We start from the raw sequence: 20,956 nt of genomic DNA, 5'->3' as shown, positions 1-20,956 counted from the left end.
GGCGTCGATAAGATCCGGCGATATGACTTCTGAAGGGTGGGGGACCCCTCCGGTCGAGCCGATCAGCCAGCACTACATCGTCTGCGGGGGCAACGCGCTCGCCCACCGCCTCGCGCTCGAACTCGTCGAGCACTACGACGTGCCGGTCCTCGTCCTCGTTCCGGACCGCACCCGCGACCACGCGCCCCGGATCGAACAGTTGGAGGGCGTCGCCGCCGTCGTCGAGTTCGGCAGTGTCACCGCGGAGGCCCTGCGCGCCGTCCGGGTGGAGACCGCGCGCGGCATCGCCTTCGTCGACGGTCACGACCAGGAGAACATCCACGCCGCGCTGGCAGCGCAGGAGCACAACCCCGGGATCCGCATCGTGCTGCGGATGTTCAACCAGCGCCTCGGCGCCAACATCGAACGGCTGCTCAGGAACGGCACCGCGCTGTCGGGCTCCGCCACCTCCGCCCCGGCCTTCGCCGACGCCGCGCTGTCGCGGCCGCAGTCCGTCCAGGTCGGCGACCGCTTCCTGCACGTCGCCTACGGCGAGGACCGCGACGACAACCCGCTGTGCGTCGTCGCCGACCGGATCGACCGTCAGGACCTCGGCCGGATCCGGCTGATGCCCCGGCAGCCCGGCGACTCCGCGGACTTCGTCCGCTTCGCCTCCGCGTACGGCGACGGCGGAGGCATCCGCAGCGGGTCCGAGGCCCGCCGCATCGCCGGGGCCGCGGCGCCGGACACCGGCACGGATCCGGCCGGGGACGGCGACACCGCCGTGCTGCAGTACCTGCCGGCCGAACCCGCCGTCCGGATCCCCCTGTGGCGCCGGCTGCGCTGGCGGCTGCGGGACATCCTGCGCTTCTTCACCAGCGTCCGGCTCCGGGTGGTGCTGATCACCGCGCTGGCCGCGGTGATGTTCGCCTTCGGCCTGCTCTGGTACCTCAACGGGGACTTCGCCTGGTCGCTCTACGCCGCCCTGCTCGACCTCGCCGGGGCCGCCCAGCCCGACCAGCCCGGCGACGCCCCCGGGAGCGGCACCGGCGGCACCTGGCAGCGGGTCGCCCAGGTGGTGATCACCTTCTGCGGCATCACCTTCGCGCCGGTCGCCACCGCGATCATGGTCGAGGTGCTCGCCTCCGGCCGGCGCGGCCAGCCCCGCAACCCGGGCGTGGGCACCCGCGACCACGTCGTCGTGGTCGGGCTCGGCAACCTCGGCACCCGGGTGGTCGAACGACTCCACGGCCTCGGCGTGCCGGTGGTCGGACTGGAGAGCGACCCGCAGGCGCGCGGCATCTCCGCCGTCCGGGCGCTCCGCGTCCCGGTGGTGGTCGACGACGGACCGCTCGCCGAACAGCTGCGCCGGGCCCGCGTCAAGCACAGCCGGGCGGTGGTCGCGGTCAGCGGCGACGACGCCACCAACCTGGAGGCCGCGCTGGAGGCGCGCGCCGTGCGCCCCGACGTCCGGGTGGTGCTGCGGCTCTTCGACGACAGCTTCGCCGCCCACGTGTACGCGACGCTGGACAACGCGGCCTCGCGTTCCACCTCGTACATGTCGGCCCCGGCCTTCGCCTCCGCGCTGATGGGGCGTGAGGTGCTAGGCACGCTCTCGGTGTTCCGGCACGTGCTGCTGATCGCCGAGCTGACCGCGGAGGTCGGCAGCGGGCTGGTCGGCCTGAACCGGCACGACCTGGAGGACCCCGGCGGCGTCCGGGTCCTCGCCGTCCGGCTGGCCCGCAGCCCGCAGGTGTACCAGTGGAGGTACGCCGACCGCACGCGCACCCTGGAACCGGGCGACCGCGTCGTGGTCGCGGCCACCCGCAGCGGGCTGGCGCGGCTCAACACCGCCGTCACGACCGAGGGCTGAGCCCCCTCCCGCACGCGGGTCCGCACACCCCGGGCCCGGCGGAGGGGCGCACACCCCGGCCCGGCCGCGGGCGCCGTCGGTCCGCCGGATCAGCCTTCGGCCAGGCCCGCGACGAGCTGCGCGATCCGGGCGGCCTGCGCGTCGAGCTCCGCCCTGAGCGCGGCGAACTCCCCGGGCTGCCGGGCGATCTCCGCCTTCTGGTAGTCGGACTCGACGGCGAACCAGACGCCGACCAGGTTCGTCCGCGCCTTGCAGTCCAGGTCGCTCCGCGCCATGCGGATCTCGGCGGCGTCCGGCTTCGGCTCCTTCACGGAGGGCAGGTCCGCCCCCGCCTCCACCGGACTGGGCGCGCTGAACCCCGCCCCGCGCATGCACTCCGACCAGAGCCCGAAGACCTCCTTCACCCGGGGATCGGCCATCGACCGGGAGAAGCTGTCCGCCTTGGTCCGTGCGGCGAGCTGGGACGCGCCCCCCGGACCCTGGCCGCCGAGCTGGAGCGCCTGGAGTTCGGCGTTCACCTTGCCCTGGCAGCCACCGGCCGGCACGGTCCGGCCGTTCGAGCTGGTCAGCGGCTTGCCGGTGGCGTCCCGGCCGAGCAGCACGGCCTGCTGCACCGGGGAGAGGGTGGCCTGCGGAGTCGCGTTCTCCCGCCTCGGCAGGTGGTAGCCCCAGACGCCGGCGCTCGCCGGATCGGTCAGGCCGTAGCGGCGGAACATGAGGGAGTCGGAGTTCGACACGACCGGCCCCGGCGACACCGGCAGGTCGAGGCCGTACTGCTTCATGCAGACGGCGACCTTCCTGGTGTTCAGCCACTTCAGTTCGGCCGACTGCTCGGGGGTCAGCATGTAGTCGGCGACCGGCAGCCGGAGCTCGGGGACCTGGGAGGGTTCGGGCGTGGGCGTCGCCACCACGGCGGGCGGCGACGCCGGGGGCGCCGCCCGCCCTCCGGACGCGGAGCAGCCGCCGGCCGCCAGGGCGATCAGGGCCGGTGCCAGGAGCCGTGCCCGGCGGGCGCTCGCTGCGGAGGTCACGGCTGTTCTCCTTCGGGGTGGTGCGGGTTCACGGGCGCCTCGGGTTCACAGGCGGCCCGGGTTCACGAGCGCCTCGGGTCGACGGGCGGCGCGGAGTCGGGTCCGAGCGTGTCCGGCTGCGCGGGACGGCCCGTCCGCCGGTCCGCACCGGCGGACGGGCCACCGTCGCGGCGGGCCGTCAGACGGTCGGGCAGAAGGCGCGCGTGGCGTCGTCCAGGGCCATCGACGCCTCGTTGTTCCTCAGGTACGGGGTGAGGTTTCCGCCCTTCTCGGGGCTCAGCCAGTTCTCGTCACCCATGTAGTTGGGGTAGACCCAGATGCCGACGTTGCAGGCGCTCGCGTTCTCGGCCGAGGCCGCGTTGTTCCGCACGGGGTTGCCGTCGCTGAAGTTGCCGCTGATGGTGGGAACGGCGACGACGTTGCTGGTCCACTTGCCGCCGGTGTGGTTGGGGCCGTACCAGAGGCAGAAGTAGGCGGCGGTCTTGTTGCACTCGAAGGTGTTCCAGCTGTCGATGTTGACGAAGCTGGCGTTGGCCTGGCCGCCCAGGCCGCCGACCGCGAGTGCGGCGGTGGCGCCGATGACGGCGAGGCGTGATGCGGTCTTCTTGACGGACATTCGAGTTCTCCTCCGTAGGGCAGATCGAGTGGTGCGAAATCCGGTCCCTGAACCCGGGAGGGCATGCCTGAGCGGCCCCCTCGGCGGGAAACGGTAGATCTTCTTCCGCGGTGGTGTCTGCGCGGTTTGCAGCCAATCCGAGGGCCCGGTCGGCCGGTTCGCGGCCCCCGGCATCGCGGTGGAACCGAGGATTCACCGGCCGTTCTCCGGGGGTGGGATCGGTAGGGTCGGGCCGGGACGGTGTCGTGCGACGCAGGAGAGGGGGCCGCCGTGCTGGTCGGGTCGCGGACGGGGTTCGGTCTGGAGTTCCACATCGAGCGGGATCCGGGTCTGCTCTGCGTGGACGTCTTCGTCGGCGGACTCCACGTGAACACGTGGGACAACGCGTTCTACCCGCCGCTGCTGGTCAAGAAGCTGGGGGACGAACTCGGCCGCTTCCGCGCGCCCGTCGCGGCGCCCGCCGGGTTCACCTCGCCGGCCGAGTCCTTCCGCGCGGCCGAGCGCTGGGCGTACGACGGGACCGGAGCGTCGGCCGCCTCCGGGCCCGGGGAGGCGCTCGCGCGGTGGGAGTTCCTGGAGTGGGGGGAGTGCACCGACGGGGTGCGGGCCTTCGCCTTCCCCGACGGCGACCGGGTGCACCTCGCCTGCCGGGTGCGCGACGGCGACGGCGGCGGCGAGGCCCGGGGCGCCGCCGACCGCCGGGAGCCGGCGACGGCGACGCTGAGCCGGGCGGAGTTCGTCGGGACCCTGGAGCGCGGCCACGCCGTCGCCGAACGCGAGTGGTCCGTGCGGCTCGCCGCGATCCTGGCCGGCTACGACACCTGAGCTTCCGGGCGGGTCCGTCGGCGAGACTCAGCGGCGGCCGTCGGGGGCGGGCGTTCCGGCGGGCCCGGTGCGCAGCCGGCCGCGGGTGCTCACCAGGATGCGCCCGAGCATGTTCCGGCCCCGTCCCGTCGTGCCCCGGCCCCAGTAGTGATCGGTGGTGGTGTCCTCGACGATGTCCTCGTCACCGGTGGAGAGCAGGACGGCGCGGATGTCGGCGTGCGCGGCGAACTTGGCGGCCACCGCGCGGCGCATCACGTCGTCCCTGACCCGCTCCCAGTCCCTCCGCAGTGGCCTGGAGGCGTCACGGCCCAGTTCCGCGGCCCGCAGCGGGGTGCGGGCGCGCCGGACGAGCTCGGCATGGCGCGTGCCCTTGAACTTCTGCGCCTGGAAGTAGTGTTCCGAGGTCGGCCAGCGGACTCCGTCGAGCTCGAAGCCGTGGTCGGAGAAGTTCGAGAAGCAGCCGAAGGGGACTTCGTCGGCGCCGTGGAAGTAGATCGTCATGGGAACCCCGCAGGTCTTCCGGAGACCTGCACCGTGCCAGTGGAGCGCCGTCACCCGCAAGCGGATATCCCGGCCGGTACGGGGCCTTGAACACGTCGGCGCACCTCCTCCCCCGTGGCTAGAGTGGCCGCATGGACGATCGCTCCGGGCCCGGACCCCTCTCGCCGAACCGGCTCGGCGTCGAGGGGGCGTGGCTGCCCGTCACCAGCGGGGAGTCCGGCGCCCTGGTCTTCCGCAGCGCCGACGCCACCAGGTACGCCAAGTGCGTGCCGGGCGCGGACGCGGGGGAACTGGCGGCCGAGCGCGACCGGACCGCGTGGCTGGACGGCCGGGGCGTGTCCGGCCCGGGCGTGCTCGGCTGGGCCGAGGACGAGGCCGGGGCCTGCCTGGTGACCGGCGCGGTCCCCGGCGTGCCCGCCGACCGGCTGTCGCCGGAGGACCTGTCGGCCGCCTGGGAGCGCATCGCGGACGCGGTCCGCCGGCTGCACGAAGTCCCGGTGCGGAGCTGCCCGTTCGACCGGGACCTGGACGCCATGGTCGACCGGGCGCGCGACGTGGTGGCGCGGGGCGCCGTGAACCCGGAGTTCCTCCCCGACGAGCAGCAGCGCACGCCTCCCGCGGACCTGCTGGCCGCGGTGACCCGGGAGGTCTCCCTGCGGCGGGCCCAGGAGGCCGCGGACCGGGTCGTCTGCCACGGGGACCTCTGTCTCCCCAACATCGTCCTCGACCCGCGGACCCTGGACGTCTCCGGATTCATCGACCTGGGGCGCCTCGGACGGGCCGACCGCCACGCCGACCTGGCCCTGCTCCTCGCCAACGCCCGGGAGACCTGGCCGGACGAGGCCCGGGCCCGGGCCGCGGACGCGGCGTTCGCCGACCGCTACGGCACCGCCCCGGACGGCGACCGGCTGCGCTTCTACCTGGCCCTGGACCCGCTCACCTGGGGCTGACCGGGCCGCCACGGGGCCGTCGGCCCGCTCCGTGCCCTCTCACCGGCCGCGGCGCCGTTGCCGGGCCTGTCGGCGGGCTGCTTCCCGCCGCTCCTGTGCGGCTTCGGCGGCGCGGCGCTTGGTGGCTGCGCGGTTGAGGTTCCCGGACTCCTCGTGCGCCTTCGCCAGCGCGGCTTCCGCGGCCGTGCTCAACGGCCGGGCCGCCTGCTCCTTCGCGGCCCGGCGGGCGAGCCGCTTGGGGTTCGGCGGTCGTTGCGCGGGGCGTCCACCGACGGCCGTCCCGGGGGCGGCGAGCGCCGTGTCCAGGAGCCGCCCGAAGTCACGCCGGACGAAGTCCAGCAGCTCCGCGTTGCCCGGCTCGGAGCCGAAGACGTGACGAGCCGCCCGGACCCCGCCGTGATCGGCGATCTCCAGTACCCCGACCCAGAACGGGTCGTCGAAGAACACGCTGAACGTGCTCGGCAAAGTGCCCTCCCAATGGTGCGTCGTACCCACGCGCCGTGCGTGGGGAGGCGGACACACCGGACACCCTGGGAGGGGAGGTTACTGACCGGCGGCCGGAGCCGCCGATGCCCGGACTACCGACCGGGACCGTGTTTTCGCGTGTCTGCGCCGCCAGCGTAACCACGCCCCGCGCCGCTGTACACGCCGACCGGCCGTCCTGCGGCGGCAGCCGTCAGGCCCCCGGTGTCCTGGCCGTCACGATCAGTGTGCCGATGTGCCCCTCGGTCGGGGCGTCGAGCACCGAGGCTTCCGCCGACTCGAATCCGCTCCGTCGCAGCAGGCCGACCCACCTGCGCGGCGTGTAGGAGTAGCGGTACGTGTACAGCGCTCGTCCGGCGAAGCCGCCCTTGTACATGCCCTGGGGGCCGTAGGCACCGGGGATGGCGGGAGGCTGCGAGAAGGCCAGGACGCCGCCGGGGTTCAGGCGGGATGCGGCGAGTGGGAGCAGCTTGAGCGGATCGGTGAACCAGACCGCTCCGAACACCGAGTAGATCGCGTCCCAGGTCCCTTCGGCGCTGCCCAGGTAGTCCAGCACCTCGGCACAGTGGATCCGGACACCGGACGGTCCCCAGCGTTCGGCGGCCCTCCCGGCCATGACAGGCGACAGATCCACGCCGGTGACCTCCACGCCCCGACCGGCGAGCGCGGCCAGGGCGCGCCCGGTTCCGCATCCGATCTCCAGCGCACTGGCAGGCGAACCGAGCAGGTCCGGCCCGGGCCCGTGGCCGGAGTACTGCGTCCAGCGGAAAGCCGGCCCGGCGTCGAACACGCTGTCCTCGACCCCGGCCGCGTACGTGTCCCAGAGTTCGCGCTCGGAATCGATGTCGTGCTGTGCGGGCAACGCGCCTCCTTCGAGGAAGAGCCGGCGGACGGCAGCCCCCGCTCACGGTTCGTGGGCGGGGGCTCATGGTCCGGTCAGTGGCTGTCGGGGACCTTCGAGTCGCACGGGGAGCACTCCGCCCCGTCGGTCGCCCACAGCTCCTCGTCGGCGTCGAACCCGTTCCGGCGCAGGAAGTCGGCGGTTCGGATCACGATGCCGTCACCACGTCGTCGGATCAGCGGGGCATGGTGCTTGTAGCGACCGGCGTTGTACGTCTCGCAGATGGCGAAGTACACGGGCGTGTCCAGCAGGAGCTGGTGGACGCCGATGTCCACGATCCTGCCGACTCCCAGGTGGACCTCCGGGTGTTCCATGGCGGTGATCGTGTAGGCGATGGCGTTGTCCAGGATCCGCTCGGCCATGTTGCGGACCATGGTGTTGTCCCGGAGCAGGAGCGCGAGCTCCCGGCCGTAGAGGTCGCCGGTGTTTCCGGGGCCCTCGAAGACGTTGTACGTCAGCTCCCTGACGTACGGCCGAACGGAGTTGAGGAGTGCGCGGGGGTCGCGGAACACGGATTCCGTGGGCGCTTCCAGCACAACGGACATGGTTCGTTCCTTCCTTCGCGGTGGCGCACTGCCTCGCGTGCCGCGTCCGTCGGACGCGGCACGCCGACGAGGCATGTGACAGACCGTAGAGGGACGACCGCGGCGGCCTCAACGAAGTTGCACCTGATTGCGCGAGGTCACTCCAAAGAGTCAGCGGCGTCGGTGACCAGGGCCCGGGCGGTCGCCCCGTACACGGCCATTCCGGAAAGACCTGCGAAGGCCCTGATGTAGTCCGTGATCTCCCTGGGCCGGAGTACGTTGATCTTGGCAGTCAGGGTCTCCACCGCCACTCGCCGGTCATCGAAGAGGTAGAAGGCTTCAAGCGGCCAGATGGTGCGGAAACAACCGGTCGGAATGATTCCGACGGAGACGGACGGCAGTGACATCAGGGTGAGCAGGTGGTCGAGCTGAGCGGTCATGTCCGCCGCGCTGCCGATCCTGGTTCGCAACACCCACTCCTCGATCAGGACAGCGAACCGGTGCTTCCCCGAGTACATGAGGCGTGCTCGGGCCAGACGAGCCGGCACAGCCGCTGCGACGTCGTTCGGAGTGCCCTGGAAGTCCGTGACCGACTGGATGAGTGCTGTTGCGTACGCGGCTGTCTGGAAGAAGCCGGGCAGCACGTTCGAGACGTAGATCCGGAAGAGGCGCGTGTGTTGGTAGTCGCTGAGGGCCTTCTCCTGAGCGAGCCTCATGCCGGAGGCGTTCCGGCGTCTCCACTCGTGATACATGGAGTCGGCGGCGCGGGAGGCGGCGATGAGGTCGGGAATCCGGTCAGTGGCTCCACAGGCGAGGCACCAGGCCCTGATGTCGTCCTCCGACGCAGCGGACTTGCACGACTGGATGCGTGAGGTTTTGGCCGGGTGCCAGCCGCACAGGCCGGAAAGCTCGTCCCCGCTGAGACCGGCGTCCTTGCGGATCTCGGCCAGTTGATCGGCGATGGCCTTCCGTGCTGCGACTACGCTGGATGAGAGCGGCGATGGCATCTGCTGTCCACCTGGTGGCGACGGGCTGACTCAGACCTCGAAGTCCTCGTGGGGCACGGCTCGCCCCCACACGGCCTCGAATGCCTTTGCGCAGAGTTCCGCGGTGGCCGGCTCCTCCGTCACCACGGTCCGGGGATCGGCCCACGCGCCGTCGCCGGTGAACAGATTGAACCGCACGATCCGGCTGTCGAACAGCCAGAAGTCGGAGCCGGGCAGGGCGAGATCCAGTGCCCGACTCCGGGGGAGCCATCGGATCTGCTCGCCGGCCGCGATGTTGGTGAACGTGTGGGAGTGCTCGTAGCGGATGTACTCGGTGACCGGCTCCGACACGATACGGGCACGTCGGACGGTCACGCCACGGGCGATGGTCTCCGCCACGAAGTCATGGAACGGGTGCCACCACTCGGCCCGGTCTTCCACGGAGTACCGGTGCCCGGCCTTCCAGGCGGCGAACTGGTCGGTCTCGTCGGCGACGCTGTACTGATCACGCATCTCCAGGTGCACGGCCGATTTCTTCGCTTCCCGGAGCAGGGTCCTGAAGTCCGGCACGTTCGATTGCATCGCAGGCCTTCCTTATGAAGGGGATCATTCGCTCGGGAATACTGATCACGGACTCGTGGGCAGGAACACCGGGCTTGTGGCCGGCGACCCACTGGGTTTCGCCGATCTCTGCAAGCTGGGTTGCCGTGACGGTATCGCTCTGGATCACGAGTCGACGTCGAATCATGTCCGCCCAGACCGTGGGCGAGCCCTCCTCGTTGGTCTCGGGGTCGATCCCGAAGAACTCCAGAGCCATAGCCATCTCTCCTGTCAGGTAGCTTGCGCATGCCGGTACTTGGAGTCGACGGCTATCAGCATCCAGCCTCATCGGTGGTTCTGTCAGGCGTTTCGCCCTCCAGCGGACTGCCGGTCGGACCTCGGAGGGGAACAGGATCTCGACGGGGGAGCAGGGGCCGGGCCGGAGGTCGCGATTCACCCGTGGTCCGGCCCGGCGCTCCCTGCGGGGTGGGTGGGGGGAGGGCCGGGCCGGGGGGCCGGGTCTCAGCGGTGCTTGAACTCGGGCGGGCGCTTCTCGGCGAAGGCGGCCATGCCCTCCTTCTGGTCGGCGGTGGCGAAGGCGGCGTGGAAGAGGCGGCGTTCGAAGCGGACGCCCTCGGCGAGGGTGGTCTCGAAGGCGCGGTTGACGCTCTCCTTCAGCATGATCGCCGCCGGGGTGGACATCGCGGCGACCTTCTCCGCCGTGGCCAGCGCCTCGGCGAGGAGCTGGTCGGCGGGGACGACGCGGGAGACCAGGCCGGCCCGCTCGGCCTCCTCGGCGCCCATCATCCGGCCGGTCAGACAGAGATCCATGGCCTTGGCCTTGCCGACCGCGCGGGTCAGCCGCTGCGAGCCGCCGATGCCCGGGATCACGCCGAGCTTGATCTCCGGCTGGCCGAACTTGGCGGTGTCGGCGGCGAGCAGGATGTCGCAGAGCATCGCCAGTTCGCAGCCGCCGCCGAGGGCGAAGCCGGCCACCGCCGCGACGACGGGCTTGCGCAGCTCGCCGAGCCGGTCCCAGGGGCCCAGCCAGTCGTCCAGGTAGACGTCGGGGAAGCGGTTGCCCTGCATCTCCTTGATGTCGGCGCCCGCCGCGAAGGCCTTCTCCGAGCCGGTGATCACCAGGGCGCCGATCTCCGGGTCCCGGTCGAACGCGGTGGCCGCGGCCACGACCTCGTTCATCAGCCGGGTGTTGAGCGCGTTGAGCGCCTCCGGCCGGTTGAGCGTGATCAGGCCGACCCGGCCCTTGCGCTCCACCAGGATGGTCTCGTAGGTCTCGGTCATCGCCGTCGACTCCCTGTTCCAGTGCTGGACGTTCCGCTGTTCGGCGCCGCCCGGGGCGGGCCCTGACGACCCAACGATCTCCGACCCGGCCGGTCGCGCGCCAGTCTCGGTCCGCGAGACGGTCGTCACCCGTTCACCGGGTCACCCGAGCCGGAGGTCACCGTCGGCCGGCGGTTCGAAGAAGGCCGCCACCGCCGCCTCGTCGACCCCGGCGAGCGCCGACGGCGACCAGTGCGGGTCGCGGTCCTTGTCGACGACCTGCGCGCGGATGCCCTCGACCAGGTCGTGGTGGGCCAGCGCCGCGCAGGACACCCGGTACTCCTGGGTGAGGCTCTCCTCCAGCGAGCCGTGCGCACGGGCCCGGCGCAGGGCGGCCAGGGTCACCTTGAGCATCGTGGGCGAGCGCTCGGCCAGCTCCTCGGCGGCCTGCTTGGCCGCCGGCACGCCGCTCGCCACCAGGCGCGCGGCGATCTCCTCCACGGAGCCGGCGGCGTAGCAGTCGTCGATCCACTCGCGCTGCCCGGCGAGCGGCGCGGCCGGGGCCTCCTCGGCGTACCGGGCGACCACCTCGGCGGCCGGCGCGCCGGTGAGCCGCGCGGGCAGTTCCGCCAGCAGGCGCGGCAGCCGCTCGGACGGCACGAAGTGGTCGGCGAAGCCGCACAGCAGCGCGTCCCCGGCGGTCATCGAGGCGGCGGTCAGCCCGAGGTGGGTGCCCAGTTCGCCGGGCGCGCGCGACAGCAGCCACGTCCCGCCGACGTCCGGGACCAGGCCGATCCGGGTCTCCGGCATGGCCACCACCGAGCGCTCGGTGACGATCCGCACCGACCCGTGGGCGGAGACGCCGACGCCGCCGCCCATGGTGATGCCGTCCATCACGGCGACGTAGGGCTTCGGGTAGCGGGAGACCAGCGCGTTCAGCCGGTACTCGTCACGGAAGAACGCGCGCGTCCCTGCGCCGCCCGCCCTGGCGTCGTCGTGCATGGTGCGGATGTCGCCGCCCGCGCACAGGCCGCGCTCCCCGGCACCGGTCAGCAGCACGGCCCGCACCGCGTCGTCGCCGGCCCACTCCTCCAGCGCCGCCTGCATCGCCACGACCATGTCGCGGGTCAGCGAGTTGAGCGCCCGCGGCCGGTCGAGCACGATCCGCCCGACCCCGCCGTCCACCGACGTCCGCACCTCGTCAGCCATCGTCCCCACTCCCGTCCTGTCGTGTCCGTCGTCGCCGGGCCGTGCTCCGGGACCCCGCCGTCACCGTACCGGCGGCCCGGGGCACGGCCGCAAGCACGAACGGCGGTGGCCCCGGTCACCCTCGGAGCCCGAGCCCGAGCCCGAGCCCGAGCCGGACCCCCGCCGAGGAACCGGGACCGGCCGGGGAGCACGAAGGGCGGCTCCGGTGGTGACCGGGGCCGCCCTTCGTCCGGCGGGGGAAAGGTGGTTCGGGGCGTTGCTACGGCGCGACGCGGCCGGTGACCTCGCCGAAGCCGACGACGGTGCCCTCCGGGCCGGGGGCGGTGGCCGTGATGGTCACCTCGTCGCCGTCCTCCAGGTAGGTGCGGGTCGAGCCGTCCGGGAGCTTGAGCGCGTTCTCCCCGTTCCAGGTGAGCTCGATCAGCGCGCCGCGGCTCTCCACCTCGGGACCGCTGACCGTGCCGGAGGCGAAGAGGTCGCCGGTACGCAGCGAGGCGCCGTTGACGGTCATGTGGGTGAGCTGCTGTGCGGCCGTCCAGTACATGGAGGCGAACGGCGGACGGGAGACGGTGTGGCCGTTCAGCCGGACCTCCAGGGAGAGGTCCAGGCCCCACGGTTCACCGCCGCGGTCGTCGAGGTAGGGGAGCGGCTCGACGTCGCGGGCCGGCGGGGTGACCCGGGCGCTCTCCAGGGCGTCCAGCGGCACGATCCACGGCGAGAGCGAGGTGATGAAGGACTTGCCGAGGAAGGGGCCGAGCGGCACGTACTCCCAGGCCTGGATGTCGCGCGCGGTCCAGTCGTTGACCAGGCAGACGCCGAACACGTGCTCGCGGAAGCGGTCCAGGGCGACCGGCTCGCCGAGCGCGGAGGGCGCGCCGACGACGAAGCCGACCTCGGCCTCGATGTCCAGCCGGCGGGTCGGCCCGAAGGACGGCGCCGCGTCGGTGGGCGCCTTGCGCTGTCCGTGCGGGCGGACGACCGGGGTGCCGGAGACCACCACGGTGCCGGAGCGGCCGTGGTAGCCGATCGGCAGGTGCTTCCAGTTGGGCGTCAGCGGCTCCGTGCCGGGGCGGAACAGCTTGCCCAGGTTGGTGGCGTGGTGCTCGGAGGCGTAGAAGTCGACGTAGTCGGCGACCTCGAACGGCAGGTGCAGTTCCACCTCGGCGAGCGGCAGCAGCAGCGGGGTGACGGCGTCCCGGTGGGACTCCTCGGTCAGCAGGCGGGTGAGCGAGGCGCGCACCTCGGTCCAGGCCGGGCGGCCGGCGGCCAGCAGCGGGTTGAGCGAGTCCGCGTCGAGCAGGGCGGAGGGCGTTCCGGCGGCGCGGGCGGCGGCGCCGGCGTCCAGGACGGAGTCGCCGACGCGTACGCCGATCCGCCGCTGCCCGGGCCGGTCGCCGGCCGTGAAGACGCCGTACGGCAGGTTGTGCACGCCGAACGGCGAGTCGTTCGCGGGGGCGAACCAGCTGCGGGCGGTGGTCAACGGTCCTCCTGGGACGTGAGGGCGGGCGACAGCAGGCCGAGGGCGGCCAGGTCGTCCAGGGGTTCGGCGATGCTACAGGTGCCGAACGCGGTGAACGAGTTGCGGATCACGGTCACCTGATGCCCGCTCAGGGCGAGGACGGCCTTGGCGAGCGTCTCGCCGGAGCGCTCGGCGAGCACCTCGGCGGCGGTCCGGCGGTCGGTCTCCTGGGCGGCCAGCAGGACGTTCAGGAAGCCGTGGTGCTCGAAGCCGGTGACCGGGTCGGTGTGCCGGACGGCGTTGTGCAGGCCGGCCGTGCACTTGTAGGGCAGGCCGCGGCGGGAGCAGCCGGTGAGGAGGCCGGCCAGCTCGTCCTCGTCCGGGAAGGCGCCGGCGACCAGGCCGCCGGTGCGGAACTTGGCCCGGTAGGGGCTGTCGACCAGGACGTCCAGGACCTCGTCCAGGGCGTCGCCGCGCAGCAGTTCGCGGGGCAGTTCGACGGCGGCGGGCACCTCGGGCGGCAGCAGCAGGTCGAGTGCGGCGACCGCCTCGGCGGCGTCCCGGGTGGCGAGTTCGACGCCGGCCACCTCGAACGGCGCGGCGGCGGCCAGGGCCGGGCCGAGCTCGGCGCTGCCCCCCGGCAGCACCAGCCCGACCCGGAGGCGGGGGCCGCCGTCGCGCGCGGCGGCCGCCAGTTCGTCCAGCCGGCCCGCTCCGCAGAGGAACGGGCCGACGGCGTCGGCGTACCGGGCGGCGCGGTGGGCGCGGTGGGCGGGCACCGCCTCGGTGACCGGCAGGTTCCCGGGCGGGAACACGGCCGCGTCGTCGAACAGGCCCTGGAACAGCCGGGGGATCCCGGGGGAGCCGCTCACTGCTGCGGCCCCCGGCCCGACCAGGTCCAGGCGTAGTTGCCGTCCTCGCTCGCCCGGCCGCCCTCGCCCAGCTCCAGCGGGCGGAAGGTGTCCACCATGACCGCGAGCTCGTCGAAGAAGTCCACGCCGATCGAGCGCTCGTAGGCGCCCGGCTGCGGGCCGTGGGTGTGGCCGCCCGGGTGGAGCGAGATCGAGCCCTGGCCGATGCCGGAGCCCTTGCGGGCCGCGTAGTCGCCGCCGCAGTAGAACATGACCTCGTCGCTGTCGACGTTGGCGTGGTAGTACGGCACCGGGATCGACAGCGGGTGGTAGTCGACCTTGCGGGGCACGAAGTTGCAGATCACGAACCCGTTGCCCTCGAACACCTGGTGGGCCGGCGGCGGCTGGTGGATCCGGCCGGTGATGGGTTCGTAGTCGCGGATGTTGAAGGCGTACGGGTACAGGCAGCCGTCCCAGCCGACCACGTCGAACGGGTGGTGCGGCACGGTGTAGCGGGTGCCGGCGATGCCGTTCGGGCCGCGGTGCTTGACCAGCACGTCCACGTCGGTGCCCTCGGCCAGCAGCGGGCCGGCCGGGCCGCGCAGGTCCCGCTCGCAGTACGGCGCGTGCTCCAGCAGCTGGCCGTACTTGGAGAGGAAGCGCTTGACGGGGGTGATGTGGCTGTTCGCCTCGATGCAGTAGGCGCGCAGCGGCTCGTCGCCGGCCGGCACCCAGCGGTGGGTGGTGGCCCGCGGGATCACCACGTAGTCTCCCCGGCCGACCTCGATGGACCCGAAGACCGACTCCAGGGTGGCGCTGCCGGACTCCACGTAGACGCACTCGTCGCCGAGGCCGTTGCGGTACAGCTCGCTCGGGGCCCCGGCGGCGACGTAGGAGATCCGGACGTCGGAGTTGCCGAGGACGAGCCGGCGGCCGCCGACGACGTCCGCGGACTTCCAGTCCTGGTCCGTGAACAGCTCGTGCAGCTTGAGGTGGCGGGGGAGCAGGGGGTGGTTGGGCACCGTCGACTGGTCGGGCAGCTCCCACGGCACCGCGTTCACGACGGCGGACGGGATGCCCCGGTGGTAGAGCAGCGAGGAGTCCGAGGAGAACCCCTCCTCGCCCATCAACTCCTCGTAGTACAGCCCGCCTTCGGGTGTGCGGTGCTGCGTGTGCCGCTTGGGCGGGATGCTGCCCAGCTGCCGGTAGTACGCCATCGTCCCTGCTCCTCCCGGGCCTTCCTGTGGCCCAGAGCTTCCTGCGGCTTCAGCGGTGAGCACGTGCCCCGGAGGCCGTCGGGCCCCGGTGGCCGCGGTCGGCCCCGGAGACCGCCCGGCCTCCGGGGCCGCCCGGCTCAGAGGTTGCCGCGGCGCTCCTGCTCGCGCTCGATGGCCTGGAAGAGCGCCTTGAAGTTGCCCTTCCCGAAGCCCAGCGAACCATGCCGCTCGATGAACTCGTAGAAGACGGTCGGGCGGTCGCCGATCGGCTTGGTGAAGATCTGCAGCAGGTAGCCGTCCTCGTCGCGGTCGACCAGGATGCCCCGGCTCTTCAGCTCCTCGATCGGCACCCGGACCTTGCCGATGCGCTCGCGCAGGGCGGGGTCGTCGTAGTACGAGTCGGGGGTGTTCAGGAACTCGACGCCGCGCGAGCGCAGCACGTCGACGGTGGTGAGGATGTCGTTGGTGGCCAGGGCCATGTGCTGGCAGCCCGCGCCGGTGTAGAACTCCAGGTACTCGTCGATCTGCGACTTCTTCTTGGCGATGGCCGGCTCGTTGAGCGGGAACTTCACCCGGTGGTTGCCGCTGGCGACGACCTTGGACATCAGCGCGGAGTAGTCGGTGGCGATGTCGTCGCCGACGAACTCGGCCATGTTCACGAAGCCCATGACCCGGTTGTAGAAGGCGACCCACTCGTCCATCCTGCCGAGCTCGACGTTGCCGACCGCGTGGTCCAGGGCCTGGAACAGGCGGCGCGGGGAGCCCTCGGGGTGCTGGACCCTGCTCTGCGCGGTGATGTAGCCGGGCAGGTACGGGCCGGTGTAGCGGGAGCGGTCGACCAGGGTGTGGCGGGTCTCGCCGTAGGTGGCGATCGCGGCGCGGCGCACGGTGCCGTTCTCGTCGGAGACGTCGTTCGGCTCCTCCAGGACGGTGGCGCCCTGGGCGCGGGCGTGCGCGATGCACTTGTCGACGTCCGGGACCTCCAGGGCCAGGTCGACGACGCCGTCGCCGTGGCGGCGGTGGTGGTCCAGCAGCGGGCTCTCCGGGGAGACGCCGCCCTTGATCACGAAGCGGCAGGAGCCGGAGCGCAGCACGTAGGCCTTGCGGTCGCGGCGGCCGGTCTCCGGGCCGGAGTAGGCGACCAGCTCCATGCCGAAGACGACCTGGTAGAACTGGGCCGTCTGGGTGGCGTTGCCGACCACGAACACGACGGCGTCCTGCGCGGTGACCGGGAACGGGTCGGTGGCGGGGTCGTGCTCGACGAGGCCGACGAGGCGGCGGAGCTGCTCGGCGTCGAGACCGGCCTCGCGCTCCTCGGGGGTCAGCTCAAGGGCGTTGGACTGCGGGGTCATCGGTCGTTCCTCCACATTGAGGCCTCGGCATTGAGGCATCCGCTTGAGGCGGCCGCACCGCGAGGGGGACGGGGTGGATGCGGGCGGCTGAGCGGAGAGCTTGCTCCAGTCCGGATGGTTGGGCAACAGGTCGGGTTTTCACTGTTCAATGTGTACAAGGTGATCAGGAAATCGCTGCTCCTGCTGTGCAGAATGCTCGGTGAATCGAGGGCGTTCCAGGAGTTCTGCGTAACGGCCCCGGTGGGCTGCCCGGGCGGGCCCATTGGGCTTCCGCGCTGGTCAGGAGGGTGCCTCCGGCGGGGCGAGACGGTCGCGGAACCAGTCGCGGGTCAGCTCGGCGACCCGGTCCAGCGCACCCGGTTCCTCGAACAGGTGCCCGGCGTTCGGGACCACCGCGAGCTCACTCTCGCAGCGCAGCCGGTCGCGCGCCCGCCGGTTCAGGTCGATCACCACGCCGTCCCGGCCGCCGACGATCAGCAGGGTGGGCGCGCGGACGGCAGCCAGCGCCGCCGGCCCGGCGAGGTCCGGCCGCCCGCCCCGGGAGACCACCGCGCCCACGCCCGGGCCGAGTCCGGCCGCCGCCCACAGCGCGGCGGCGGCGCCGGTGCTCGCGCCGAACAGGCCGAGCGGCAGGGGCGGGCCGCCGGCCGTCCGGGCCGACTCGGCGGGCAGCGCCCGGGCGACGCCGGTCAGCCGGGCGCCCAGCAGGCCGACGTCGAAGACGTTGCGCCGGTCCGCCTCCTCGTCCCCGGTGAGCAGGTCGAACAGGAAGGTGGCCAGCCCGGCGCGGTTCAGGAACCCGGCCACCCGGCGGTTGCGCGGGCTGTGCCGGCCGCTGCCGCTGCCGTGGGCGAACACCACGATGCCGCGGGCGCCGGCCGGTACGGTCAGCCGCCCGGTCAGGCGGACCCCGGCGGCGGTGAGGGTGAGCTCCCGGTCGGAGGCGGTCGTCGTGGCCGCCGCCCCGGTTCCGGCGGGGGCGCCGCTCCCGCGCTCGTCGCCCGGCTCCTTCCCGCGCCCGTCCCCGCCCGCGCCCCCGCCCGCGCTCGCGGCTCCGGCGAGGTGCCGGAGCACCTCCGCGTCCCCGGTCTGCGCGAAGTCCGCGTAGAACTCGCCGATCGCGAAGAACGGCGACGGCGTGCCCACGCAGACCAGCTCGTCGGCGACCCCGGCCAGCCGCTCCGTCCACTCCGGGGGCGCCACCGGCACCGCGAGCACCACCCGCGCCGCACCGCGCGCCCGCACGATCAGACAGGCCGCCCGGGCCGTCGACCCGGTGGCGATCCCGTCGTCGACCACGACCACCGTCCGCCCGCGCAGGTCCACCGGCTCCCGCCCGCCCCGGTAGCGGCGGGCCCGGCGCTCCAGCTCGGCCCGCTCCCTGGCCTCCACGGCGGCCAGCTGCTCCGGGGTCACCCCGGCGGGCCGCACCACCCGGTCGTTGATCACCCGCACCCCGTCCTCGCCTATCGCCCCCATCCCCAGCTCGGGCCGGTACGGGACGCCCAGCTTGCGGACCACGCAGATGTCCAGCGGCGCGCCCAGCGCGGCGGCCACCTCGGCGGCCACCGGGACGCCCCCGCGCGGCAGGGCCACGACCACCGTGCCGGGCCCGCGCAGACGGCCCAGCAGTGCGGCCAGCCGGCGGCCCGCGTCGGTGCGGTCGGTGAAGTGGGTACCGGTGAGGTGCATGGTGTCGGCCTCCCTGTTCCACGGTACGTCGCCGGGCCGTCACGCCGCCGGGGCGCCGCCCCGCCCCCGCGCTCCCCGTCCCCACTCCGTCCCGGCGGGTCCCGGGCCGGACCGGGACGCGGATGGGTCCGGCCGCCCGTGCGTCCGGGACGGCGGGCGCGCGAGCGTGGTGGCACCGGCCCGGCGGACCGCCCCTCGCCGCCGGGCCGGTCACCCCGACCGCCCGCCGAAGGAGCCGACCCGTGTCCGTCCCCCATCCCCACCAGCACCCCGCCGCCGAGGCCGGCCGCCCCGGCGCGCACGTCGCGGGCCTGCACGCCACCGGTGACCCGGCGAGCGGAGCCCCCGCGGCCTGGACGGTCGCCACCGCCCTGCCCGTCAGCTACCGGGTCCGCTTCGTCCCCGGCGTCCTGGACCCGCGCAACCCGGCGCTCGCCCGGGCCGGCGGCCCGCCCGGACGCCGGCTCGTGGTGGTCGACGCCCGCGTCCACGAGCTGCACGGCCTCCGGCTGCGCCAGTACCTCGAAGCGCAGGGCGTCGAGTACGAGATGCACGTCCTGCTCGCCCACGAGCAGGTGAAGACCATGGACGCGGTGTTCCAGGTCGCCGACCGGATGGACTCCTTCGGGATCTCCCGCCGCGGCGAGCCGGTGCTGGCGGTCGGCGGCGGCGTGCTCACCGACGTCGTCGGCCTCGCCTGCAGCCTCTACCGCCGCTCCACGCCGTTCGTCCGGGTCCCGACCACCCTGATCGGCCTGGTCGACGCGGGCGTGGGCGCCAAGACCGGCGTCAACCACGGCCGGCACAAGAACCGCCTCGGCACCTACCACCCCGCCGTCGACACCCTGCTCGACCCGGCCTTCCTCGCCACCCTCGAACGGCGCCACCTCGGCAACGGTCTCGCCGAGATCCTCAAGGTCGCGCTGGTCAAGGACGCGGACCTCTTCGTCCTGCTGGAACGGCACGGCCGCGCGCTGCTCGACACCCGCTTCCAGACCCCCGGCGCCGGCGCCGCCGTGCTCGGCCGCGCCGTCCACGGCATGCTCCAGGAGCTCCAGCCCAACCTCTGGGAGCACCGCCTGGAGCGCCTGATGGACTACGGGCACTCGTTCAGTCCGACGGTCGAGATGCGCGCGCTGCCCGAACTCCTGCACGGCGAGGCGGTCTGCGTCGACATGGCGCTCACCACCGTGGTCGCCCGGCGGCGCGGTCTGCTCGGGGCGGAGCAGGCCGAGCGGATCCTGCGCCTCATGCGTCGGCTCGAACTGCCCGTCTGGCACCCGCTGGTGGAGCCGGTCACGCTCGGCGAGGCGCTCGCCGACACCGTCCGCCACCGGGACGGCCGGCAGCACCTGCCGCTGCCCTCCGGCATCGGCTCCGGCGTCTTCGTGGACGACCTCGGCGCGGGCGAACTCGCCGACGCGGCCGGGTGGCTGCGCGGCTGGTCGGTCGCCGCCCCGGCGGCCGCGACGGGCGCGCTGCGGGGGAGTGGGGCCGGTGCGTAGCGCGGTCGTGGTGGCGCACACCGCCGCCCCGGCGGACGTCCACGGGGTGCACGGCGCGGCCGGCGTCACCCAGTGGACCTGTCTGGCCCTGCGCGCCGGACTGGCCGGGGACTGGGAGGCCGTCGAGTGGGCGCGGATCCCGGCGGGTGGTGTCAGTGGCGAGCACCTGCACACCCGCACCCGGGAGGTGTACGTGCTGCTCGCGGGCGAGGGGGAGATCACCCTCGACGGCCGCCCGTACGCCGTCCGGGCGGGCGACGCCGTGCTGACGGCCGTCGGTACCCGGCACGGGCTGCGCAACACCGGGGCCGGGCCGCTGGAGTGGTTCGTCATCGAGCTGCCCGCCGTGCCGTCCGCCGGACCGGCGGCCCCGGACGGCGCCGTCGGCAGCACGGTGGTCCGCGACCTGCGGCGCACCGGGCCGCTGGACCCCTCCGCCGTGATCGGCGGCCCGCTGCGACTGCTGCAGCACGTCGAACTCGACCGGGGCGGCCGGGAGTTCCTGGTGGCCGACGGCACCGAGCACACCGTGTTCGTCGCCCGCGGAGGCGGCCGGGCGGTGGCGGGGAACGTCCGGACCCCGCTGCGCGCCGGGACGGCGCTCACCCTGCCGCACGGGACGGCCGTCGAGCTGGTGGCCGGCCCCGGCGGGCTCGCGTACGTGCACGCCGAACTCCGGCTCGACGGCGGCGGCCCCGGCCCGGCCGGCGGAGGTGGGCGGTCGTGATCGTCACCGGAACGGCCGCTCCCCGGCTGCTGCTCGGCCCCGGCGCCCAGCGGATCCGTACCCGCTGCCTGGCCCGTCGGGGCATGCTGCACAGCGAGTGCGAGGCCTTCGAGCACGTCCGGCTCGGCCCCGGCGTCTGCTACGACCTCGCCGGGCGCGGTTCCACCGAGGCGGCCTGGTACGTGCTGCGCGGCCCGGTCGCCCTGCTCGACTGCCCCGACCACCCGCTGCGCCTGCTCGACCGCGGCACCCTGCTGCTCGCCCCCTGCGGCGAGTCCGTCCACCTGCACGGCGGGCCGCTCGGGGCGGAGCTGCTCTGCCTGACCGTCCTGCCCGGGCGGGTGAGCGCCGCGCTGCCGGGGCGCCGGCCGGACCTCGGGAGGCCCGCGGCGCCGGGGGGCTGACGGCGGTAGGACGACGGCCCGCGGCCGGCTCCGGGAGATCGCCCCGGAGC

General features: G+C 73.5%; 22 protein-coding genes. 6 read left to right on the top strand and 16 right to left on the bottom strand.

Annotated features, from left to right (window positions below; translation table 11 throughout):
* Nucleotides 1-22: 22 nt before the first annotated feature.
* The gene (locus ACFCX4_RS16170; RefSeq protein ID WP_376142808.1) at nucleotides 23-1,852 is read left to right on the top strand and encodes an NAD-binding protein; all 1,830 of its coding nucleotides are present in this window, start codon (nucleotides 23-25) and stop codon (nucleotides 1,850-1,852) included.
* A gap of 89 nt (nucleotides 1,853-1,941) precedes the next feature.
* Here the strand turns inward: ACFCX4_RS16170 and ACFCX4_RS16165 are convergent, their stop codons facing one another.
* On the bottom strand, nucleotides 1,942-2,883 hold the full coding sequence (locus tag ACFCX4_RS16165) for a hypothetical protein (protein ID WP_376142806.1): 942 nt from the start codon (nucleotides 2,881-2,883) through the stop codon (nucleotides 1,942-1,944).
* Between the two features lie 178 nt (nucleotides 2,884-3,061).
* Nucleotides 3,062-3,499, bottom strand: a complete 438-nt coding sequence (locus ACFCX4_RS16160; RefSeq protein ID WP_376142804.1) for a peptidase inhibitor family I36 protein — start codon at nucleotides 3,497-3,499, stop codon at nucleotides 3,062-3,064.
* Between the two features lie 270 nt (nucleotides 3,500-3,769).
* On the opposite strand from ACFCX4_RS16160, the gene ACFCX4_RS16155 reads away from it, so the two are divergent.
* Nucleotides 3,770-4,324 (top strand): hypothetical protein, encoded by a 555-nt coding sequence (locus ACFCX4_RS16155; protein WP_376142802.1) that lies wholly within the window; start codon nucleotides 3,770-3,772, stop codon nucleotides 4,322-4,324.
* A 27-nt stretch (nucleotides 4,325-4,351) separates the two neighbouring features.
* On the opposite strand, the gene ACFCX4_RS16150 is transcribed toward ACFCX4_RS16155, so the two are convergent.
* The gene (locus ACFCX4_RS16150) at nucleotides 4,352-4,825 is read right to left on the bottom strand and encodes an NADAR family protein (protein ID WP_376142800.1); all 474 of its coding nucleotides are present in this window, start codon (nucleotides 4,823-4,825) and stop codon (nucleotides 4,352-4,354) included.
* Nucleotides 4,826-4,956: 131 nt separating this feature from the next.
* Here ACFCX4_RS16150 and ACFCX4_RS16145 point away from each other — a divergent pair, with 131 nt between their 5' ends.
* Nucleotides 4,957-5,775, top strand: a complete 819-nt coding sequence (locus ACFCX4_RS16145) for an APH(3'') family aminoglycoside O-phosphotransferase (RefSeq protein WP_376142798.1) — start codon at nucleotides 4,957-4,959, stop codon at nucleotides 5,773-5,775.
* 39 nt (nucleotides 5,776-5,814) lie between these two features.
* Here ACFCX4_RS16145 and ACFCX4_RS16140 read toward each other — a convergent pair whose 3' ends face one another.
* The 13 genes from ACFCX4_RS16140 to ACFCX4_RS16080 form a co-directional block, all read right to left on the bottom strand.
* Nucleotides 5,815-6,240: a YjdF family protein gene (locus tag ACFCX4_RS16140; RefSeq protein WP_376142797.1), complete on the bottom strand. Its 426-nt coding sequence runs from the start codon at nucleotides 6,238-6,240 to the stop codon at nucleotides 5,815-5,817.
* Nucleotides 6,241-6,451: 211 nt separating this feature from the next.
* Nucleotides 6,452-7,120 carry a class I SAM-dependent methyltransferase gene (locus tag ACFCX4_RS16135; protein WP_376142795.1) on the bottom strand — a complete coding sequence of 223 codons (669 nt, stop codon included), beginning with the start codon at nucleotides 7,118-7,120 and terminating at the stop codon, nucleotides 6,452-6,454.
* Between the two features lie 74 nt (nucleotides 7,121-7,194).
* The gene (locus tag ACFCX4_RS16130; protein ID WP_376142793.1) at nucleotides 7,195-7,704 is read right to left on the bottom strand and encodes a hypothetical protein; all 510 of its coding nucleotides are present in this window, start codon (nucleotides 7,702-7,704) and stop codon (nucleotides 7,195-7,197) included.
* A gap of 137 nt (nucleotides 7,705-7,841) precedes the next feature.
* Nucleotides 7,842-8,690 (bottom strand): Scr1 family TA system antitoxin-like transcriptional regulator, encoded by an 849-nt coding sequence (locus ACFCX4_RS16125; protein WP_376142791.1) that lies wholly within the window; start codon nucleotides 8,688-8,690, stop codon nucleotides 7,842-7,844.
* A 30-nt stretch (nucleotides 8,691-8,720) separates the two neighbouring features.
* A complete protein-coding gene (locus ACFCX4_RS16120; RefSeq protein WP_376142790.1) occupies nucleotides 8,721-9,251 on the bottom strand; it encodes a DUF6879 family protein in 531 nt (176 codons plus the stop codon).
* Nucleotides 9,175-9,486, bottom strand: coding sequence for a hypothetical protein (locus ACFCX4_RS16115; protein ID WP_376142788.1), 312 nt, complete (start codon nucleotides 9,484-9,486; stop codon nucleotides 9,175-9,177). The genes ACFCX4_RS16120 and ACFCX4_RS16115 overlap by 77 nt, the downstream gene beginning before the upstream one ends.
* A gap of 245 nt (nucleotides 9,487-9,731) precedes the next feature.
* Complete coding sequence (locus ACFCX4_RS16110) at nucleotides 9,732-10,511, bottom strand: enoyl-CoA hydratase (RefSeq protein WP_376142786.1); 780 nt, start codon at nucleotides 10,509-10,511, stop codon at nucleotides 9,732-9,734.
* A 141-nt stretch (nucleotides 10,512-10,652) separates the two neighbouring features.
* The gene (locus tag ACFCX4_RS16105; protein WP_376142784.1) at nucleotides 10,653-11,699 is read right to left on the bottom strand and encodes an enoyl-CoA hydratase/isomerase family protein; all 1,047 of its coding nucleotides are present in this window, start codon (nucleotides 11,697-11,699) and stop codon (nucleotides 10,653-10,655) included.
* Nucleotides 11,700-11,958: 259 nt separating this feature from the next.
* Nucleotides 11,959-13,179 carry a fumarylacetoacetase gene (fahA, locus tag ACFCX4_RS16100; RefSeq protein WP_376142782.1) on the bottom strand — a complete coding sequence of 407 codons (1,221 nt, stop codon included), beginning with the start codon at nucleotides 13,177-13,179 and terminating at the stop codon, nucleotides 11,959-11,961.
* Nucleotides 13,176-14,030 (bottom strand): hypothetical protein, encoded by an 855-nt coding sequence (locus ACFCX4_RS16095; protein WP_376142780.1) that lies wholly within the window; start codon nucleotides 14,028-14,030, stop codon nucleotides 13,176-13,178. The genes fahA and ACFCX4_RS16095 overlap by 4 nt, the downstream gene beginning before the upstream one ends.
* On the bottom strand, nucleotides 14,027-15,226 hold the full coding sequence (locus tag ACFCX4_RS16090; protein WP_376142778.1) for a homogentisate 1,2-dioxygenase: 1,200 nt from the start codon (nucleotides 15,224-15,226) through the stop codon (nucleotides 14,027-14,029). The genes ACFCX4_RS16095 and ACFCX4_RS16090 overlap by 4 nt, the downstream gene beginning before the upstream one ends.
* Before the next feature lie 137 nt (nucleotides 15,227-15,363).
* The gene (gene hppD / locus ACFCX4_RS16085; protein ID WP_376142776.1) at nucleotides 15,364-16,578 is read right to left on the bottom strand and encodes a 4-hydroxyphenylpyruvate dioxygenase; all 1,215 of its coding nucleotides are present in this window, start codon (nucleotides 16,576-16,578) and stop codon (nucleotides 15,364-15,366) included.
* A gap of 279 nt (nucleotides 16,579-16,857) precedes the next feature.
* Nucleotides 16,858-18,270: a phosphoribosyltransferase family protein gene (locus ACFCX4_RS16080; RefSeq protein ID WP_376142774.1), complete on the bottom strand. Its 1,413-nt coding sequence runs from the start codon at nucleotides 18,268-18,270 to the stop codon at nucleotides 16,858-16,860.
* 242 nt (nucleotides 18,271-18,512) lie between these two features.
* On the opposite strand from ACFCX4_RS16080, the gene ACFCX4_RS16075 reads away from it, so the two are divergent.
* From ACFCX4_RS16075 to ACFCX4_RS16065, 3 genes are read left to right on the top strand one after another with little or no spacing between them, the layout of a single operon-like run.
* Entirely contained in the window at nucleotides 18,513-19,775 is a 1,263-nt protein-coding gene (locus tag ACFCX4_RS16075) for a sedoheptulose 7-phosphate cyclase (protein ID WP_376142772.1), read from the top strand.
* A complete protein-coding gene (locus ACFCX4_RS16070) occupies nucleotides 19,768-20,502 on the top strand; it encodes a cupin domain-containing protein (RefSeq protein ID WP_376142770.1) in 735 nt (244 codons plus the stop codon). The genes ACFCX4_RS16075 and ACFCX4_RS16070 overlap by 8 nt, the downstream gene beginning before the upstream one ends.
* On the top strand, nucleotides 20,499-20,906 hold the full coding sequence (locus tag ACFCX4_RS16065; RefSeq protein ID WP_376142768.1) for a hypothetical protein: 408 nt from the start codon (nucleotides 20,499-20,501) through the stop codon (nucleotides 20,904-20,906). The genes ACFCX4_RS16070 and ACFCX4_RS16065 overlap by 4 nt, the downstream gene beginning before the upstream one ends.
* The last annotated feature ends 50 nt before the right edge of the window (nucleotides 20,907-20,956 follow it).

It is taken from the genome of Kitasatospora sp. NPDC056327, assembly GCF_042261735.1.
GTDB lineage: Bacteria > Actinomycetota > Actinomycetes > Streptomycetales > Streptomycetaceae > Kitasatospora.
The sequence above is the reverse complement of the archived record's forward strand: the minus strand, read 5'-3'. Positions and strand labels throughout refer to the sequence as shown.

What these genes read in the sequence shown, in the direction of transcription:
- ACFCX4_RS16130 (WP_376142793.1), bottom strand. Translation starts at nt 7,704, where the DNA reads ATGTCCGTTGTGCTGGAAGCGCCCACGGAATCCGTGTTCCGCGACCCC.
- ACFCX4_RS16160 (WP_376142804.1), bottom strand. Translation starts at nt 3,499, where the DNA reads ATGTCCGTCAAGAAGACCGCATCACGCCTCGCCGTCATCGGCGCCACC.
- ACFCX4_RS16120 (WP_376142790.1), bottom strand. Translation starts at nt 9,251, where the DNA reads ATGCAATCGAACGTGCCGGACTTCAGGACCCTGCTCCGGGAAGCGAAG.
- ACFCX4_RS16110 (WP_376142786.1), bottom strand. Translation starts at nt 10,511, where the DNA reads ATGACCGAGACCTACGAGACCATCCTGGTGGAGCGCAAGGGCCGGGTC.
- ACFCX4_RS16115 (WP_376142788.1), bottom strand. Translation starts at nt 9,486, where the DNA reads ATGGCTCTGGAGTTCTTCGGGATCGACCCCGAGACCAACGAGGAGGGC.
- ACFCX4_RS16125 (WP_376142791.1), bottom strand. Translation starts at nt 8,690, where the DNA reads ATGCCATCGCCGCTCTCATCCAGCGTAGTCGCAGCACGGAAGGCCATC.
- ACFCX4_RS16150 (WP_376142800.1), bottom strand. Translation starts at nt 4,825, where the DNA reads ATGACGATCTACTTCCACGGCGCCGACGAAGTCCCCTTCGGCTGCTTC.
- ACFCX4_RS16090 (WP_376142778.1), bottom strand. Translation starts at nt 15,226, where the DNA reads ATGGCGTACTACCGGCAGCTGGGCAGCATCCCGCCCAAGCGGCACACG.
- hppD (WP_376142776.1), bottom strand. Translation starts at nt 16,578, where the DNA reads ATGACCCCGCAGTCCAACGCCCTTGAGCTGACCCCCGAGGAGCGCGAG.
- ACFCX4_RS16145 (WP_376142798.1), top strand. Translation starts at nt 4,957, where the DNA reads ATGGACGATCGCTCCGGGCCCGGACCCCTCTCGCCGAACCGGCTCGGC.
- ACFCX4_RS16105 (WP_376142784.1), bottom strand. Translation starts at nt 11,699, where the DNA reads ATGGCTGACGAGGTGCGGACGTCGGTGGACGGCGGGGTCGGGCGGATC.
- ACFCX4_RS16170 (WP_376142808.1), top strand. Translation starts at nt 23, where the DNA reads ATGACTTCTGAAGGGTGGGGGACCCCTCCGGTCGAGCCGATCAGCCAG.
- ACFCX4_RS16080 (WP_376142774.1), bottom strand. Translation starts at nt 18,270, where the DNA reads ATGCACCTCACCGGTACCCACTTCACCGACCGCACCGACGCGGGCCGC.